Source organism: Pauljensenia sp. C0170B4, assembly GCF_056590235.1.
Map to the genome: position 1 here is coordinate 252,988 of NZ_JBWPVS010000003.1, position 14,441 is coordinate 267,428.

Annotated in this window: 13 protein-coding genes; 5 read left to right on the forward strand and 8 right to left on the reverse strand. The window is 59.2% G+C overall.

Going from position 1 to position 14,441, the window contains the following annotated elements:
• Window positions 1-80 precede the first annotated feature (80 nt).
• From rbsK to AC1EJ1_RS05400, 4 genes are read right to left on the reverse strand one after another with little or no spacing between them, the layout of a single operon-like run.
• A complete protein-coding gene (gene rbsK, locus AC1EJ1_RS05385; protein WP_480295491.1) occupies window positions 81-1,022 on the reverse strand; it encodes a ribokinase in 942 nt (313 codons plus the stop codon).
• A gap of 22 nt (window positions 1,023-1,044) precedes the next feature.
• On the reverse strand, window positions 1,045-1,515 hold the full coding sequence (locus tag AC1EJ1_RS05390) for a response regulator (protein WP_058237613.1): 471 nt from the start codon (window positions 1,513-1,515) through the stop codon (window positions 1,045-1,047).
• Complete coding sequence (locus tag AC1EJ1_RS05395; RefSeq protein WP_480295493.1) at window positions 1,512-3,518, reverse strand: ATP-binding protein; 2,007 nt, start codon at window positions 3,516-3,518, stop codon at window positions 1,512-1,514. The genes AC1EJ1_RS05390 and AC1EJ1_RS05395 overlap by 4 nt, the downstream gene beginning before the upstream one ends.
• Window positions 3,519-5,081 (reverse strand): SLC13 family permease, encoded by a 1,563-nt coding sequence (locus tag AC1EJ1_RS05400; RefSeq protein WP_480295494.1) that lies wholly within the window; start codon window positions 5,079-5,081, stop codon window positions 3,519-3,521. It abuts the gene before it with no gap.
• A gap of 485 nt (window positions 5,082-5,566) precedes the next feature.
• Here AC1EJ1_RS05400 and AC1EJ1_RS05405 point away from each other — a divergent pair, with 485 nt between their 5' ends.
• The 3 genes from AC1EJ1_RS05405 to AC1EJ1_RS05415 all read left to right on the forward strand — a co-directional run bounded on the left by AC1EJ1_RS05405 (window position 5,567) and on the right by AC1EJ1_RS05415 (window position 7,402).
• The gene (locus AC1EJ1_RS05405) at window positions 5,567-5,776 is read left to right on the forward strand and encodes a cold-shock protein (RefSeq protein WP_058237610.1); all 210 of its coding nucleotides are present in this window, start codon (window positions 5,567-5,569) and stop codon (window positions 5,774-5,776) included.
• 222 nt (window positions 5,777-5,998) lie between these two features.
• Window positions 5,999-6,841, forward strand: coding sequence for an MBL fold metallo-hydrolase (locus tag AC1EJ1_RS05410; RefSeq protein ID WP_285015378.1), 843 nt, complete (start codon window positions 5,999-6,001; stop codon window positions 6,839-6,841).
• Between the two features lie 336 nt (window positions 6,842-7,177).
• The gene (locus AC1EJ1_RS05415) at window positions 7,178-7,402 is read left to right on the forward strand and encodes a hypothetical protein (RefSeq protein ID WP_480295496.1); all 225 of its coding nucleotides are present in this window, start codon (window positions 7,178-7,180) and stop codon (window positions 7,400-7,402) included.
• A gap of 252 nt (window positions 7,403-7,654) precedes the next feature.
• On the opposite strand, the gene AC1EJ1_RS05420 is transcribed toward AC1EJ1_RS05415, so the two are convergent.
• Entirely contained in the window at window positions 7,655-9,148 is a 1,494-nt protein-coding gene (locus AC1EJ1_RS05420) for a CoA-acylating methylmalonate-semialdehyde dehydrogenase (protein ID WP_058237940.1), read from the reverse strand.
• A 358-nt stretch (window positions 9,149-9,506) separates the two neighbouring features.
• Window positions 9,507-10,853 (reverse strand): xylose isomerase, encoded by a 1,347-nt coding sequence (gene xylA, locus AC1EJ1_RS05425; protein WP_070726050.1) that lies wholly within the window; start codon window positions 10,851-10,853, stop codon window positions 9,507-9,509.
• 231 nt (window positions 10,854-11,084) lie between these two features.
• Between xylA and AC1EJ1_RS05430 the strand changes: the two genes are divergently transcribed.
• The gene (locus tag AC1EJ1_RS05430; protein ID WP_480293737.1) at window positions 11,085-11,849 is read left to right on the forward strand and encodes a GntR family transcriptional regulator; all 765 of its coding nucleotides are present in this window, start codon (window positions 11,085-11,087) and stop codon (window positions 11,847-11,849) included.
• 183 nt (window positions 11,850-12,032) lie between these two features.
• Window positions 12,033-12,689 carry a CPBP family intramembrane glutamic endopeptidase gene (locus tag AC1EJ1_RS05435; RefSeq protein WP_480295498.1) on the forward strand — a complete coding sequence of 219 codons (657 nt, stop codon included), beginning with the start codon at window positions 12,033-12,035 and terminating at the stop codon, window positions 12,687-12,689.
• Here the strand turns inward: AC1EJ1_RS05435 and AC1EJ1_RS05440 are convergent.
• Both AC1EJ1_RS05440 and dnaB read right to left on the reverse strand, forming a co-directional pair.
• Entirely contained in the window at window positions 12,686-12,907 is a 222-nt protein-coding gene (locus AC1EJ1_RS05440) for a hypothetical protein (protein ID WP_058237604.1), read from the reverse strand. The two genes, AC1EJ1_RS05435 and AC1EJ1_RS05440, sit on opposite strands and share 4 nt — an antisense overlap.
• Before the next feature lie 129 nt (window positions 12,908-13,036).
• A complete protein-coding gene (dnaB, locus tag AC1EJ1_RS05445; RefSeq protein WP_058237603.1) occupies window positions 13,037-14,386 on the reverse strand; it encodes a replicative DNA helicase in 1,350 nt (449 codons plus the stop codon).
• Window positions 14,387-14,441 lie beyond the last annotated feature (55 nt).

Sequence of the window (14,441 nt, forward strand, 5' to 3'; positions counted from 1 at the left end):
CGCTCCGGGACACACTTTCTGCGTGGTAGTCCCGTCATAGCCGCTCATCCCCCAACTGGGTGCAGAGGACCGCTCGCGTCTTACTGCGTGCGTTGGGCACGCCACCGGTCAAATTCGTCGGCTGTGGCATATGAGTACTGGGTGCCGCGTTTGAGCACCGACATTGCCGCATAGCTGTTGGCGTACTCCAGAGCCTCCGGAATTGCATCGCCGTGGACGATCCGGTGCGCAAAGGCTCCGATAAACGCGTCCCCTGCTCCAGTCGTATCCACCGAATCCACACGGAGTGCGTCAATACGCTGACTGGCAACGTGCAAGCCACCCTCGTTGGCCCGCGTGAACCACCACGCCCCGCGTGACCCGAGCGTGACGATGACGTGTCGGCAGCCGTGTTCAACGAGGGTGCACGCCGCAGCCTCAACACCTTCATCGCTGTCGCACGGCATACCGGTCAGCAACGCCAGTTCACTTTCGTTGGGCATGAGGTAGGTGCAGCGCCGCGCCCAGTCAAAGTTGAAATCAGGGCTGGCGGGAGCGGGATTGAGCAGCACGGGCACACCGACCTGTTCGCCAAGCGCTATCGCCGCATAGACCGTATCCAGACGGATTTCTAACTGGCAGACGATCAGTGCGCACTGTGCAATCTGCTCGCGGCAGGCCTCCACGTCCTCAGGAGTCAGGTCGTTATTGGCGCCTTTGACAATCAGGATGGAGTTGCGCGAGTGTGGATCGACAAAGATCGGCGCCACACCCGACGTGCCGTGCGCACGCTTGACGTGGTCTGTGTCGATGCCGTTATTGCGGTAGTTTTCTACCGTCATGTCGGCAAAAATGTCATCACCTACGCAGGTCACCATCAGGACACGCGACCCCAGGCGCGCAGCGGCCACCGCCTGATTCGACCCCTTGCCACCGCACCCCAGTTGGAACGAGGGCGCCTCGAGCGTCTCCCCTTCGGTGGGCATGCGATCGATGTAGGTAATGAGGTCGACATTGTTCGACCCGATCACTGCAATATCCATGACGCCTCCTTGTGAGCGGGGACTATCGCATGGCATCCATAATACGAACCGCATCCAGCACGGGCATGTACGGCAACGGGTCAACACCTGATTCAAGGACATAGGTGGTCAGTTGGTCGCGCACCGTTGCCACCAGCTCATCACGTACCCACGGCTTGGCGATGTAATAGTCCAGACTGGCTTCATTCAAGGCGCGGATCGTGTCGCTTTGATCGGCCTGACCGGTCACCAGGACGCGCCGCGTATTGACCGTGGAGGGCTCATCCATCATGTCGATCAGGAAGTCCACGCCGTTCCGTCCGGGAAGACGGTGGTCAGCCAGGACCAGCGCAAGCTCATCGCCGTCTTCGTCAATGCTGCGGATCGCCTGCCATGCATCGTCAACATCTTCGGCAGTCTCCAGTCGCAGCGTGTCCCAGAACTCGTCACAGTCGCGTTCCAGAGCGTCACGCACTTCCGCTTCATCTTCCAGTATGAGAACAGCTAACGTCATGATCTCTCCTTGTGTTCACTGTGGGTAGGGCCGCCCTCGTGGTCGGCAGCTTTCGGCAGACGTATCGTGACCTGTGTGCGTCCGGGCTGAGATGCCACATTGATGGTGCCGCCTGCATCTGTGATAATCGACCGGCAGATCGACATCCCCATGCCCAGACCGTAACGAACGCGCCCCGATTTGGTGGTGAAATGCGGCTCGAACATTTTTGCCAGCACGTTGGCGGGAATCCCCGGCCCGTTATCCACGATGTCGACCACCACATCCGGCCCTGCTGTGCGCGCACTGACCGTGATACTCGGTGGCTCATCTCCGCGCGCCGGCTGGGCGTAGGCATCGGCTTCGTCCTCGTCTTCGAATGCTTCAGCCGCGTTGACCAACACATTCGTCCACACTTGTTCGAGTTTGGCCGGATGACCCACCACGAGCGGCTCGCCCTCGAAATCACGGAGCACCTCGACGTGGCGTAGGCGGTGCGCCGTCAGACGCAATACGTCCTCGATCCCTTCACGCACGTCAACGATGCGCGCATCGGTACCATCAGGCCGCGCGTAGCCCTTCAGGGAATCGGTCAACTGCACCACGCGCCCCGCGGCCACTGTCAGCGAGCGCAGCGAGGATCCGATCTGCGCGCCGGTCTCCACCATCGTCATATACGAGGGAGGCGCTGACGCCGCGACAAGGGGTCGCGCAGTTGCCACATCGTGTACCCCTGCTCGCACCAGGCGGCGAGCGACCTGACGGCTGACTTTCAGCTCCGACATGAATTCACTGACCAGTCGGCGTTCATCGGCGGTGGAGCGCGGATGTGCGTCGAGCGCGCGGGTCATGGCTTCATGTGCGGCGCGCAGCTCGTCGCTGGGGTCATGGTCGGCGTAGGCACTGTCCATCAGCGTTGTGATGTCGTCACGCAGATGGTCGGCAGCCCGGTCCACCGCGGTGATCGGATTGTTCAGTTCGTGCGCGATGCCGGCGCTGAGTTCACCGAGCATGGCGTAACGGGCGCGCTCCACAAGTTCTGCGCGCGTGTGCCGCAGGTCGTCAACCAGGACGCGATTTTCGATGTGCAGATATTCTGCGCGCACGAGGCGGCGGGCCAGGGATTGAATGGCGAGGGCAGCCAACGTCGCCGCCATCGGAGGATCTTCAGCGATGACCAGCTGGAGTTGTTCATTGGTCAGGCGCACCACCTTGACCGGCGTGGTGGTCGTCGACGTGAAAAATGCGTTTTCGCCGCGCGCCAGGGACACCAACCCGATCAGGGGTCCCGATGTGGCATGGTGCAGCAGAATGTCGCCCTGGTCGGAATCGCGGTGCAGGGCAACGTGACCGTCGAGTACCAGGTGCACAGCGCGCACGGGCTGACCCTGCGTGGTCAGATCGGTATGAGGGCCAACCTCCAGGATGGGGCGCGGCCCCAGTACTCGTTCAGCCCCGGCCAGGAGGTCATTCAGTACTTCCCGTTCACTGTGGTCAAGGCCAAAGAGCACAGGGCCTCGCACGGCATTGTCGGGAACAGTGCCGGCGATTCGTTCACGTTCAGCCTCGTTCATTTCATAGCGCAACAGCAGCCGCGTGATTGCACCGTAGCTTTGCGCCACCAGCGTCGGAAGGGTCCACGGCACGGAGATGACAGATGCCAGCAGCCCCGAGGCCAGGGCGCGGCTCATGTCGGTGTGCGTGCGGCTGCGCGTCACCACCACCCATTCATTGTGCTGCGTGCACGGGTATGCCTTCAGCGCCTCGAAGGCGCGGTCGAGAGAGCCGACCTCGCTGGTGACAAATCCCAGGACGAGGCGCGTACGGCTGCGCGCCAGGTATGCGCATTCGGCGTCAATGCCGTCGATGTCGGCGATTGAGCGGACCTCGATATGGCTGAAAGCACCCGTTAAATCCTCAACCAGTGTCGCGGCAATCCCGTCCGACCCGTCGCCTATCACCAGGATGGCGCAGGCATCTGCGCGTCGCGGATGGAGTGCGGATAGGGTGCCCTCGTCAATCACCTACAGCACCCCCAGCACACGCCACGTGAGCGGAGCGACGAAGGCGAGCAGAAGGACGCCACTGATGCCGACGACGATGCCGACTCTGACCATTTCGGGGGTGGGTGTCGTGCCTGTCGAATACGCGATGGCGTTGGGTGGGGTGGAGATCGGCAGGCACATCCCCAGCGAGCATCCCAGAGCCAGGACAACCGCGATCTGGCTCGGGGACGTGCTGACCGTTGCTGCCAGCCCCATCCCCATCGGGATGAGTAGGTTGGCGGACGCGGAGTGGGAGATAACGTTCGAGGTCACCCAGCCCACTGCTGCCAGAGTCAGCAAGAGTAACGCCATCGGGATTGCCTGCCAGGAGATTGAGCCGATGAGCCACTCGTCCAGGCCGGTTGCTCCCACTCCCGCTCCCAGGGCGATACCGCCTGCGACCAGCCACAGTACTGGCCAGTCGAGTTTCTTGACGTCGTCGCCGCCCATGACACCCAGGATCATCAGACCGGCGACAGGGATGAAGCCCACTGTGTTGGAGGAAATGTGGTGGAGCGATTCAGTCATCCACAGGCCGATCGTGATCATGGCGACCACGTAGAACATGATGGCTTTCGGGGTGCGCTCGAAGGTTGCGGATGTGTCGACGTCGAACTTGACGTCGGAGGGGATATATCGCCAGATGATGAACAGCCAGGCGATGACCAGTACAACAAGCATGAGCGGAACTGCGGCCAGCATCCAGTCAATGAATGTGACGTGGATGCCGTGGTTTTGAAGGGCGCCCAGAGCGATGGCATTGGGAGGGGTGCCCACAGGTGTTCCCATGCCACCGACATTGGCGGCCACCGGCACCGACAACGCAAGGCCGGTTCTCGCGCGTCCCTTCGGCAAGGCTGTAATCACCGGCATCATGACAGCGAACATGGTGGCGGTGGTGGCGGTGTTCGACATGAACATGCTCATCAGCGCGGTAATCATCATGACCCCCATGACGGTCATGCGCGCATTACGCAGGAAAGGTTTGAGCATGAGAGCGGAGAGCGCTTTATCAACGTTGTATTTGGCGGCTCCGTCGGCGAGCATAAATCCGCCCATGAACAAAATGATGACGGGGTTGGCCAATGAGCCGAAGATGGCGGTTGCGGCGGGCGCTTCTTCCGAGACGCTGAGCACTGCCTGGTTGGAGATCAGGAGTACTTCCATCAAGATGACGCCAACTGCCGTTGCGGCCAGCGGGATAGCTTCGGTGACCCACAGTGCGATGGCTGCAATGAAAATGCCGAACATGCGTGAGCCGCTCGCATCAAGACCGGGCAGCTGGACGAACAGGAATGTCACAAGGGCAGCGGCCGCGATGATGCGGCCGACGAGTTTGCTGCGGGTCAGGGTTGCGGGGCGCCCTGATTCGGGGCGCGGTGAACGCCTCGGGCGTTGCCTGGCGTGTGCCTGTTTTCGTGTGCCACGCGAACGCTTCGACATCGAAGTTGGCGTGACTGGGTTGGGCTCGGTGTGGGTGTGAGCCGCGTCAGGGTGCGGCGTGTCAGCGTGCGGCATGTCATGGGATGGGGGTCGCGTCATTGTGTCTATACCTCCGTACCTACTTTATGAAGTGGTTCACACACCAGGATCCGACGAAAGTCCCATGTCGTCAGAGACAGACGCCAAGCGCCGGGCAGCGGATGGCCGGCAGTGAGTGGGGATGCATGGCCGCGGGTTCTGCTGGACTGAGGCGTGGTGGGGGCTTCGGATGGCGGGCGGTGGGCGATAGGTACGCGGCAGACTTTCCACACGATGAGGCATCGGGGCTCCTGCATGAGGGTTGCGTCGAGCCCCTCAAGCTGGTACCCCGTCAGATCCTCAAACATGAGTCGCGTCGGAACGCGTCCGTGTCGACTGATACCGAGCTGTGACCTGTGTTGCCTTTTTTCTAGCCCAATGTGCGGTAGCGTTGATGTCGCAGTCGTTATGTTCCGCTTTGCGGTGGGCATGAAACTGTGTCGGTCTCAACCGGGATCGAGGTTTTTCCCCTGCGCAGGGGCTTTTGTAGACAGGACAGCGCTTTCATGACCACTGGTGTCGTTAAATGGTTCAACGCGGACAAAGGCTACGGCTTCATCACTCCCGATGACGGATCTGCTGACGTGTTCGCTCACTACTCACAAATCGAGGCGTCAGGCTTCCGCACTCTCAACGAGGGTGAGAAGGTTGACTTTGAGGTCTCGCAGGGCCCGAAGGGTCTGCAGGCCGAGCACATCAAACGCGTCGAGGAGTAAGGCCGACAGGCCTTCATCTCAAACCTCCACGTCAATCCGGGTGATATTCGGGTTGGCTGGAGGTTTTTGTGTATTTTCGGTTGATGCCGAAACGTTGGCATGAACCGAAGCCTGGGCGCTGAATGGACCAAAAAGTGCGACGATGCTCCACCATGGCGACGCGTCTTCAATTCTCGGAGGGCGTGACCACCCCGCTTATTCGAAAGGTTCGGTGAAATCACCATGGCTGATTTCTTCTCCGCACAACGTGTCACAAACCGTGTGACCGTTATTCGCACATTGACTGGTGAACTCCTCTATCTGGTGGAGGGTGCTACGCGCGCTGCTCTCATCGATTCGTCATTGGGAATACGAGGCCTGCGAGCTTTCGTCGAACGTCTGACGAAAAAGCCGATCGTGACCATCTTGACTCATGGCCATGTCGATCATGCAATGGGCGGGCCGGAGTTTGACAACGTTTACATGAATTCTCTGGACGTGCCGGTATACGACGAAATGGCAGCCCTGAAAGTTCGCCGTGAATACATCGACTTGTCTGTCGGTGATGCATCACCGCGAATGAACGACTCTGATTTTGTGCCACCTCACCCCTTGAACTTCGAAGACCTCACCGACGGTCAGATCTTCGACTTGGGCGGAATATGCGTGGAAGCCCTTCACTTCCCCGGGCACACTCCCGGCATGACTGCGATTCTTATCCCAGAAGAAAGAATCCTCATCACCGGCGACGCCTGCAATCAGCGAACTTTTCTGTGGGACCACAATTCAACGTCTGTGGAAGAATACCGCGACCGTGTGCTGAGCATGAAAGAGCGCACTGCAGATTCCTACGACCGGCTTTTCATTTCCCATATGACGATGGATATGCCGTTAAGCCTGTTCGATGAAGCCATCGAGTTGTGTGACCAGGTGCTGAACGAGGATGTTGATGACGTGCCCTTCGAGTTCATGGGCTCCAGCGCTCTGATTGCCAAGCGTTTTGACGAAAGCCAAGCCCGCCTGGATGGAAAATCCTTCAATCTCGTCTACTCCAAAGATCGGATGTGGCGTCAGCAAATCAAGTGACGTTGTCAGTAGTCTGCACGCTTCACGGCAGAGGTATCCCTTGCACTGCGACGCAGGAACCTTTCCAGTACGTGTACGCCATTTAGCAAGAATCAGTCTCGTCAGCATCAGCTACGCCAAGGAGAATCGATCTACCACTCGCTACCACGTGGTCCAGCGATCCCGCGTTCATTACTGTGATCAACTCAACCAGCATCGGTGCTGATAAAGGGAGATAATGGAAGTGCATTGATCCACGGGGAATCTGCCCCACCGGATTGAACACAATGCCGTGCGGGTGCACGGTGTGTGTCATCGGGTCTCCTGCATGGCCGACGAAGATAAACAGGAGAGACCATGACATCAACTCAATCGTATGCAATTGCACAGCCTGCCCTGACGCTTCAGCTGTCAGCACCGGCTCAGCATCGCATCTTTGTTGTTGCTCTTGTGATCAGCTTGGTCGCCCTCGTTGCCGGAATTGCCGCCGCTTCACCAGTTATCACACTGATTGCCGGACTGTGCACTCTGGCTCTGGGAGTATACGCACTGTTCACGCGTGTTCTTGATACCCAGGACTGACTGATCCCGATCGCGTCCAGCTGACGCGGCTTCACCTAGGCGATACCTTTCGGTATCGCCTTTTGCTTTGCTCGGGTGAGCATGCAGCATTCCAATAAGGGTGCGGTGCCAGGTCGCGACCAGGTCCTGCGAACATGTGCCATCCACTGCGATGAGACATAGCGAGGACGGCCATACGCAACACCACATCTAGCAGTGCCGCGCACAGCCGCCCTCGTCAATGAAAAAGATCAGCGCACGGGAAGACCGGCGTCACTCTTCACGCTGGAACGACATCGTTGCCTCATAGGTCTTCTCACTGGGCCAGCGAGACGTGATCGCCTTGGCGCGCGTGTAGAAACGGACACCTTCCGGACCGTGGATGTGGGTATCGCCCAGCAGCGAATCCTTCCACCCACCGAAGGAGTAGTACGCAACAGGTGTCGGGATCGGGACGTTCACGCCCACCATGCCGGCCTCAACATCGAGTGTGAAGCGACGTGCGACGCCGCCGTCGTTGGTGAAGATTGCTGAACCGTTGCCGAAGGGGCTGGAGTTCACGATCTTCATCGCTTCCTCGTAGGTGTCGGCATGGACGATTGCCAGGACAGGTCCAAAAACTTCCTCGGTGTACACCGGCGCATCCAGCGGAACATCATCGATAATGGTCGGTCCTACGAAGTGACCACCCTCGTACCCCTCGATGACCAGGTCACGGCCATCGCGCACGATTGTGGCGCCGCGCTTTTCCGCATCGTCGATCAGGCCAACGATGCGTTCCTTGGCTTTAGCGGAGATGACCGGGCCCATTTCGACGCCCTCATCCATGCCGTAGCCAACCTTGATTGCATCGGCGTGCTTCTTGACCATCTCGGCCAGTTTCGGGCCGATTCCACCGACGGCGACAACAACCGGCAGCGCCATGCAGCGTTCGCCGGCCGCACCGAAGGCTGAGGCGGAGATGTGCTGTGCAGCGAAGTCCAGATCTGCGTCGGGCATCACGATCGCGTGGTTGTTGGCGCCGCCCAGTGCCTGGACGCGCTTGCCGTGGGTCACACCGGTGTCCTGCACGATGTGTGCCACCGGGGTTGATCCAACGAATGAGATCGCGTTGATTCCGGGGTGCTTGAGGATTGACTGCACCATGTCGCGGTTGCCGGACACGACGTTGAACACGCCGTCAGGCAGGCCCGCCTCCTTGTAGAGGCGTGCGGTCAGCAGTGCTGCCGACGGAGTCGGCGAGGCGGGCTTCAAGATGAAGGCGTTGCCTGTAGCGATCGCCAGCGGGTGCATCCACATGGGAACCATCGCCGGGAAGTTGAAGGGGCAGATGCCTGCTACTACGCCCACAGGCTGACGGGTGGTGAAGATGTCCACGCCGGTTGATACGTTGACGGAATGCTCACCCTTGAGTGCGACGTTGATGGCGGTGGCAAAGTCGAGGGTTTCGCGTCCACGCTGAATTTCACCGATTGCGTCGGAGTAGTTCTTGCCGTGCTCTTCAACGATCAGCTTGGCCATTTCATCCTGGTGATCCAGGACGAGTTGACGCATCTTGAACATGATCGCGGTGCGCTTGGCGAGTGACGTTGCTGCCCACTCTTTTTGCGCCTCGGTTGCAACCTCAACTGCGTGGTTGAGGTCGTCATCGCTTGCCAGGAGCAGCTGGCTGACCACCTCACCGGTGCCTGGATTTTCGACATCGAGAGTCTTGACCGGCGTGCCTTCGTATTCGGCACCACCAATCCAGTGCTTAATTGTATTCACCTGTGACAGCTCCTTCGTCATTGTCATCGTTCGCGACCACTGTCATGGCCACACTTCCCGCGCCCGTGCCACCTCGTATTCCCTTGTTTCGATGAGGACGAGGGTGGCCTGCGCACTCACCACCTAGTATAACCACGCAGTCACACTTTGTCAGTACAAATTATGGGAGGATGTGTGATTGCCGTTCTGCCTCATCACACACTCTTGACTGTGCCATCGCTGCGACGCAGCAGGCTCGCGAACTCATTTGGCATACCAAACAGCCCACGAACCATTTAATCAAGTTCATGGGCCGTCTGGTATGCACGTTGGCTCGGTTTGTCGACCTCACCCGGCGTGCCACCGGAGCGATGCCGGATCAGGCCTGCGCGAGCGCGTCGATGATGTAGTTGTTGATGGTGGCCTTGACGCATTCGAGGTGGTCAGAGCGCACCGCCTTTATCAGGTCAGCCTGCGGCACATCGAAGGCATACTCTTCCAGGCTGGCAAGGGTTGCCGACCCGTCCTCAACTGTCGCACCGATTCCAGAATCGAATGACCCGTATCGGGTGGAGACCAGTTCTTCAATGAATCGATCCTCGTGCATCTTGGCGGCGACCAGCAGGCCTGCGGCATACGTATCCATGCCGACGATGTGGCCCAGGTACAGGTCTTCGGCGGTGAACGAGGTACGTCGCGGCTTGGCATCAAAGTTCAGTCCACCGCGCGGCCCGATCTGCCCCTCGTCGACGATTTCCCACATCACTGCAGTGGTTTCGTACAGGTCAGATGGGAATTCATCGATGTCCCAGCCAATGAGCTTGTCACCTTGGTTGGCATCGAGCGAGCCGAGCATTCCGGCGGCACGCGCCACGCGGATCTCGTGCTGGTAGGTGTGTCCGGCCAGGTTCGCGTGGTTACCTTCCAGATTGAGCTTGAAGTGATCGGCCAGGTCGTAGGTCTGCAGGAATGCGATCGACGTGGCAGCATCGAAGTCGTACTGGTGCGTCGTCGGTTCCTTGGGCTTGGGTTCGATGAGGAACTGTGCGTCCAGGCCGATCTCCTTGGCGTAGTCCACGCACATGTGGAAGAAGCGGGCGATGTGATCCTGTTCGCGCTTGAGATCGGTGTTCCACAGATTCTCGTATCCTTCGCGCCCGCCCCAGAAGACGTAATTTTCCGCGCCCAGTCGCTTCGCGATTTCCAGAGAGTGCTTGAGCTGGCCGGCTGAGTACGCATAGATGTCCGCGAACGGCGAGGTGGCAGCGCCGGACAGGAACCGCGGGTTAGTGAACAGGCTCGAGGTATTCCACAGCAGTTTCATGCCGGTGTCGCGCTGGAGCTGTTCGATCCGGTCGACGACCTTATCCAGGTTTTTGTTGCTCTCACGCAGGGTGTCACCCTCGGGAGCGAGGTCGCGATCGTGGAAGCAGAAGTACTGCACACCGAGCTTGGTGTAGAAGTCGAATGCGTAGTCCACTTTTGCCAGTGCCAGTTCCATCGGATCGGTATAGCGGTCGAAGGGACGCTGAGCGGTTCCATCTCCAAACGGGTCAACCAAGCGCTGGTTGAATGTGTGCCAGTATGCCACGCCAAAGCGCAGCCATTCTGCCATTGTCTTTCCGGCAACGACGCGGTCTGGCTGGTAGTACCTGAATCCCATGCCCGCTTTCGGATCGTCGGTCCCGACGAAAGGGATAGGACCGTTTGACCACAATTCACTCATAGTAAAGACACCTCCATGTGCACGTACGCAGCTCTGTCGCCACATCACTTCAATTTGTTAATCACTAAAACAATATAGAGCATGAAGGCCTCTGTCAAGGCGGACACCATCGGCTTTCCACGCTCCGCACCGACCAACCTCGCATGTCATAACAAATATTCGTTTGTCCTCAGGTGATACGATTCGCTCAATGACATGAACCAATCATGAGACGATCTGAAGGAACCCACAATGGCCAGTGACCAAGGAAATCTCGACGAACCCTTTGAGCTGTCAATCGATCTGGACCGTACCAGTTCAACGCCCCTGTACACCCAGATCGCCGAACCTCTCGAACATCTCATCTCCACCGGCACCCTCCTACCCGGCAGACTGATCGAAGATGAAATCTCCATGGCATGCCGCCTGTCCGTTTCCCGCCCCACCGCGCGCCGCGCACTCCAGGAACTCGTCTCCCGTGGCCTGGTGACCCGCCGGCGTGGCGTCGGCACACGCGTCACCCCCAAACACGTCCGCCGCCCCCTCGCCCTGACCTCCCTCAACGACGACCTGACAAAAGCCGGCTTCACCCCACACACCGAAGTGCTGCGCTATGAAGTTCTCCTGGCCGACGAGGATGATGCCGCCAAACTCGGATGCACCGTCGACGAGGAAATTGTTCGCGTCACCCGTCGCCGCTGGATCGACAACAAGCCACTGGCGATCATGACGAATCTGCTGCCGGCTCGCTACGCCCCCTCATTCACAGATCTGGCGCACCAGGGCTTGTATTCATGCATCCGCGAGCGCGGCATCGAGCTGCTGTCCGCCACCCAGTCTGTCGGTGCCCGAAACGCCAGCGAGGTCGAAGCGGATCTGTTACACATAGGAACTGGAAGCTCGCTTTTGACAATGGAGCGCACGGCATATGACGGTGCGGGCGCAGCAGTTGAATACGGCCTTCACTACTACGATGCCCAGCGCTACTCCTTCAAGTTCACACTCTCATCGGAATAAACAGGCGCCGAAGAGCCCGGCCCGCTCGACGCTGCACGTGAAAGGAGCAGGGCCGTGCGCGATAATCCGTGGCGCCGTCTTGTGACATATCTACTCACGACATTCGCGATCTCATGGATCTGTTGGGGCGCGACAGCACTCTTGGTCCACTTCACATCACTTCGCGCCACCGAGATTCCCGCTATGGCGTTGTTTGTTCTGGGTGGATTCGGCCCGACCATCGCCGCTTGCGTGTGCCTGCCGGGTGGTTTTTCGTGGAAAAATCTCGCGCATTTTCTGACCCGTCGTGCCCCGCACGCTGCGCTTTATTTTCTCCTGTGCGCTTTGCTTGAGGTCGCCGCATTCTGGCTGTCATCACACGGATGGAGTGCACCCGCCGACTCGGCAGGCACCTCATTGATCGCCATCGTGTCCATCTTCTTGGTCGTGACGCTGGTGGCCGGCGGCAATGAAGAGTGGGGCTGGCGTGGCATCATGCAGCCTCTGCTCGCGCGCCGCTTTCACAATTTCATAGCGCCAGACCTAGTAGCGGCCCTCGTTGTAGGGGCGGTATGGGCATGCTGGCATATCCCCCTGTGGTGGATCGACGGCAACCCGCATCAGGGATCCTCATTTGCGGCATTCGCACTGACCTCTTTCGCGCTCAGTGCGTGGTTGGGACTGTTGGTCGCCTTCACCAGATCAGTCCTGTGGTGCATGGTGTTCCACGGGATGGCCAATACGCTCATGACTGTGTTCCCACCGGCTGACGACGTGCGCCATCACCTCGTCATTGCCGTCTGGTTCCTGCTTGCTATTCCCGCGTATTACGTGTTCCAGCGGGTGGCCCGTACCCCTTAGTTTCCTCCGGCCAGCATTGTGGTTCGAGGGCGAGCGCCCCGCATGCGCATATGCATACGCACTTCCTCAACGTCAATCATCGTCGTGTCGGTGTGACTACGGGCGGCAATATGGCGCGCATTCGTGCATTGAACATGGCGACGATCAGTCTGGTCGAATGACCGCAGCGTCGGGGTCATAGGTGTGGTGCCACGAAAAGTGTCGCGGAGTGTGCTCATCAGGTTTCACTCTCCTTCCTTGCCTTCTACCGTGCAACACGTCTACCGTGCAACACTCAGCGCCGCTTGGCTACCCTCCAAACCGAAGGCAAGGGGAGATTCAGGGTAAACCCTGATGAAGTGAAGGGGTTATGCGCCCGGTTCTTCACGTCCCGTGAAGTTCGCAAAACGTGCCATATGACCCTGGAAGAGTGCGCGAATCGTCGCAGTTTCACCGTTACGGTGCTTGGCGACGATGATGTCGGCTTCACCGGGGCGTTCCTCGGAGTTGTAGTACTCCGGGCGGTGCAGCAACATGATGACGTCGGCGTCCTGCTCCAACGACCCGGATTCACGCAGGTCAGCCATCATCGGTTTCTTATCTGTTCGCTGCTCGGGCCCACGGTTCAGCTGTGCGACAGCCACGACCGGAACTTCAATATCTTTGGCGAGCAGCTTCAGCTGGCGCGACAGCGTGGACACTTCCTGCTGACGCGATTCCATCTCGCGTCCAGCTGTCATCAACTGCAGGTAGTCCACCACAACGAGGCCCAGGTTGTGCTGCTGTTTCAGTCTGCGGCACTTGGCCAGAATCTCCGTCATCGCCATGTTGGGCGAGTCGTCAATAAAGAGCGGAGCTTCGGACACTTTCGCCGTGGTGGCAGACACGCGCCTCCAGTCTTCACTGGTCATCTCACCTGCGCGCATCTTCTGCAAGAAGACGCCGGATTCTGCCGACAGCAGGCGCATGGCAATTTCGGAGCGCGACATTTCCAGTGAGAAGATCACCGATGTGACACCGTGGCGGATCGATGCCGAGCGGCAAAAGTCCAGTGCAAGTGTCGATTTACCCATTGCCGGTCGGGCGGCGACAATAATCATCTGACCGGGGTGGAGACCCTGGGTGAGTCGGTCCAGATCAGCAAACCCGGTGGGCACGCCCTTGAGCTTGTCCTTGTTGCGTTCAATTTCCTCAAGTTCGTCGAGGATGGACTCCGAAACGTCCGACATCGACAGGTAATCAGTGCTCGCCTGACGTTCTGAAACAGCGTAGATTTCCGCCTGCGCCTGATTGACGATTTCATCGACGTCGCCCCCGGCATCAGCGTAGCCGAGCTGCACAATGCGTGTACCGGCACTGACGAGGCGTCGCAGCAACGATCGCTCGCGCACAATTCGCGCATAATATCCGGCGTTCGCCGCTGTGGGGACGGCTGCAATCAGGGTGTGCAGATATGTGGCGCCTCCAACGCGCTGCAGCTCGCCGCGACGCTGCAATTCGCCGGCCACCGTGACGGCGTCGGCCGGTTCGCCTCGACCGGAAAGATCCACGATGACGTTGTGGATAGTTTCGTGAGCAGGCTTGTAATAGTCCGAGCCGCGAATCTCTTCCGTGACGTCGTTGATGGCTTCTTTCGACAGCATCATCGAGCCCAGCACAGAAATCTCCGCATCCAGATCCTGCGGTGGAACCCGGTCAAAATCTGAATCTGACGCCATCGGCCTGCCAATCCTTCCATTGCCTGCGCCCGCTCGTGCGCGCATACGCGAGGTT

Bases quoted from the DNA above. Each gene is read 5' to 3' on its own strand.
- AC1EJ1_RS05435 (WP_480295498.1), top strand. From the start codon at position 12,033: ATGGCGTTGTTTGTTCTGGGTGGATTCGGCCCGACCATCGCCGCTTGC.
- dnaB (WP_058237603.1), bottom strand. From the start codon at position 14,386: ATGGCGTCAGATTCAGATTTTGACCGGGTTCCACCGCAGGATCTGGAT.
- AC1EJ1_RS05405 (WP_058237610.1), top strand. From the start codon at position 5,567: ATGACCACTGGTGTCGTTAAATGGTTCAACGCGGACAAAGGCTACGGC.
- AC1EJ1_RS05390 (WP_058237613.1), bottom strand. From the start codon at position 1,515: ATGACGTTAGCTGTTCTCATACTGGAAGATGAAGCGGAAGTGCGTGAC.
- AC1EJ1_RS05410 (WP_285015378.1), top strand. From the start codon at position 5,999: ATGGCTGATTTCTTCTCCGCACAACGTGTCACAAACCGTGTGACCGTT.
- AC1EJ1_RS05440 (WP_058237604.1), bottom strand. From the start codon at position 12,907: ATGAGCACACTCCGCGACACTTTTCGTGGCACCACACCTATGACCCCG.
- AC1EJ1_RS05400 (WP_480295494.1), bottom strand. From the start codon at position 5,081: ATGACGCGACCCCCATCCCATGACATGCCGCACGCTGACACGCCGCAC.
- AC1EJ1_RS05415 (WP_480295496.1), top strand. From the start codon at position 7,178: ATGACATCAACTCAATCGTATGCAATTGCACAGCCTGCCCTGACGCTT.
- xylA (WP_070726050.1), bottom strand. From the start codon at position 10,853: ATGAGTGAATTGTGGTCAAACGGTCCTATCCCTTTCGTCGGGACCGAC.
- AC1EJ1_RS05430 (WP_480293737.1), top strand. From the start codon at position 11,085: ATGGCCAGTGACCAAGGAAATCTCGACGAACCCTTTGAGCTGTCAATC.
- rbsK (WP_480295491.1), bottom strand. From the start codon at position 1,022: ATGGATATTGCAGTGATCGGGTCGAACAATGTCGACCTCATTACCTAC.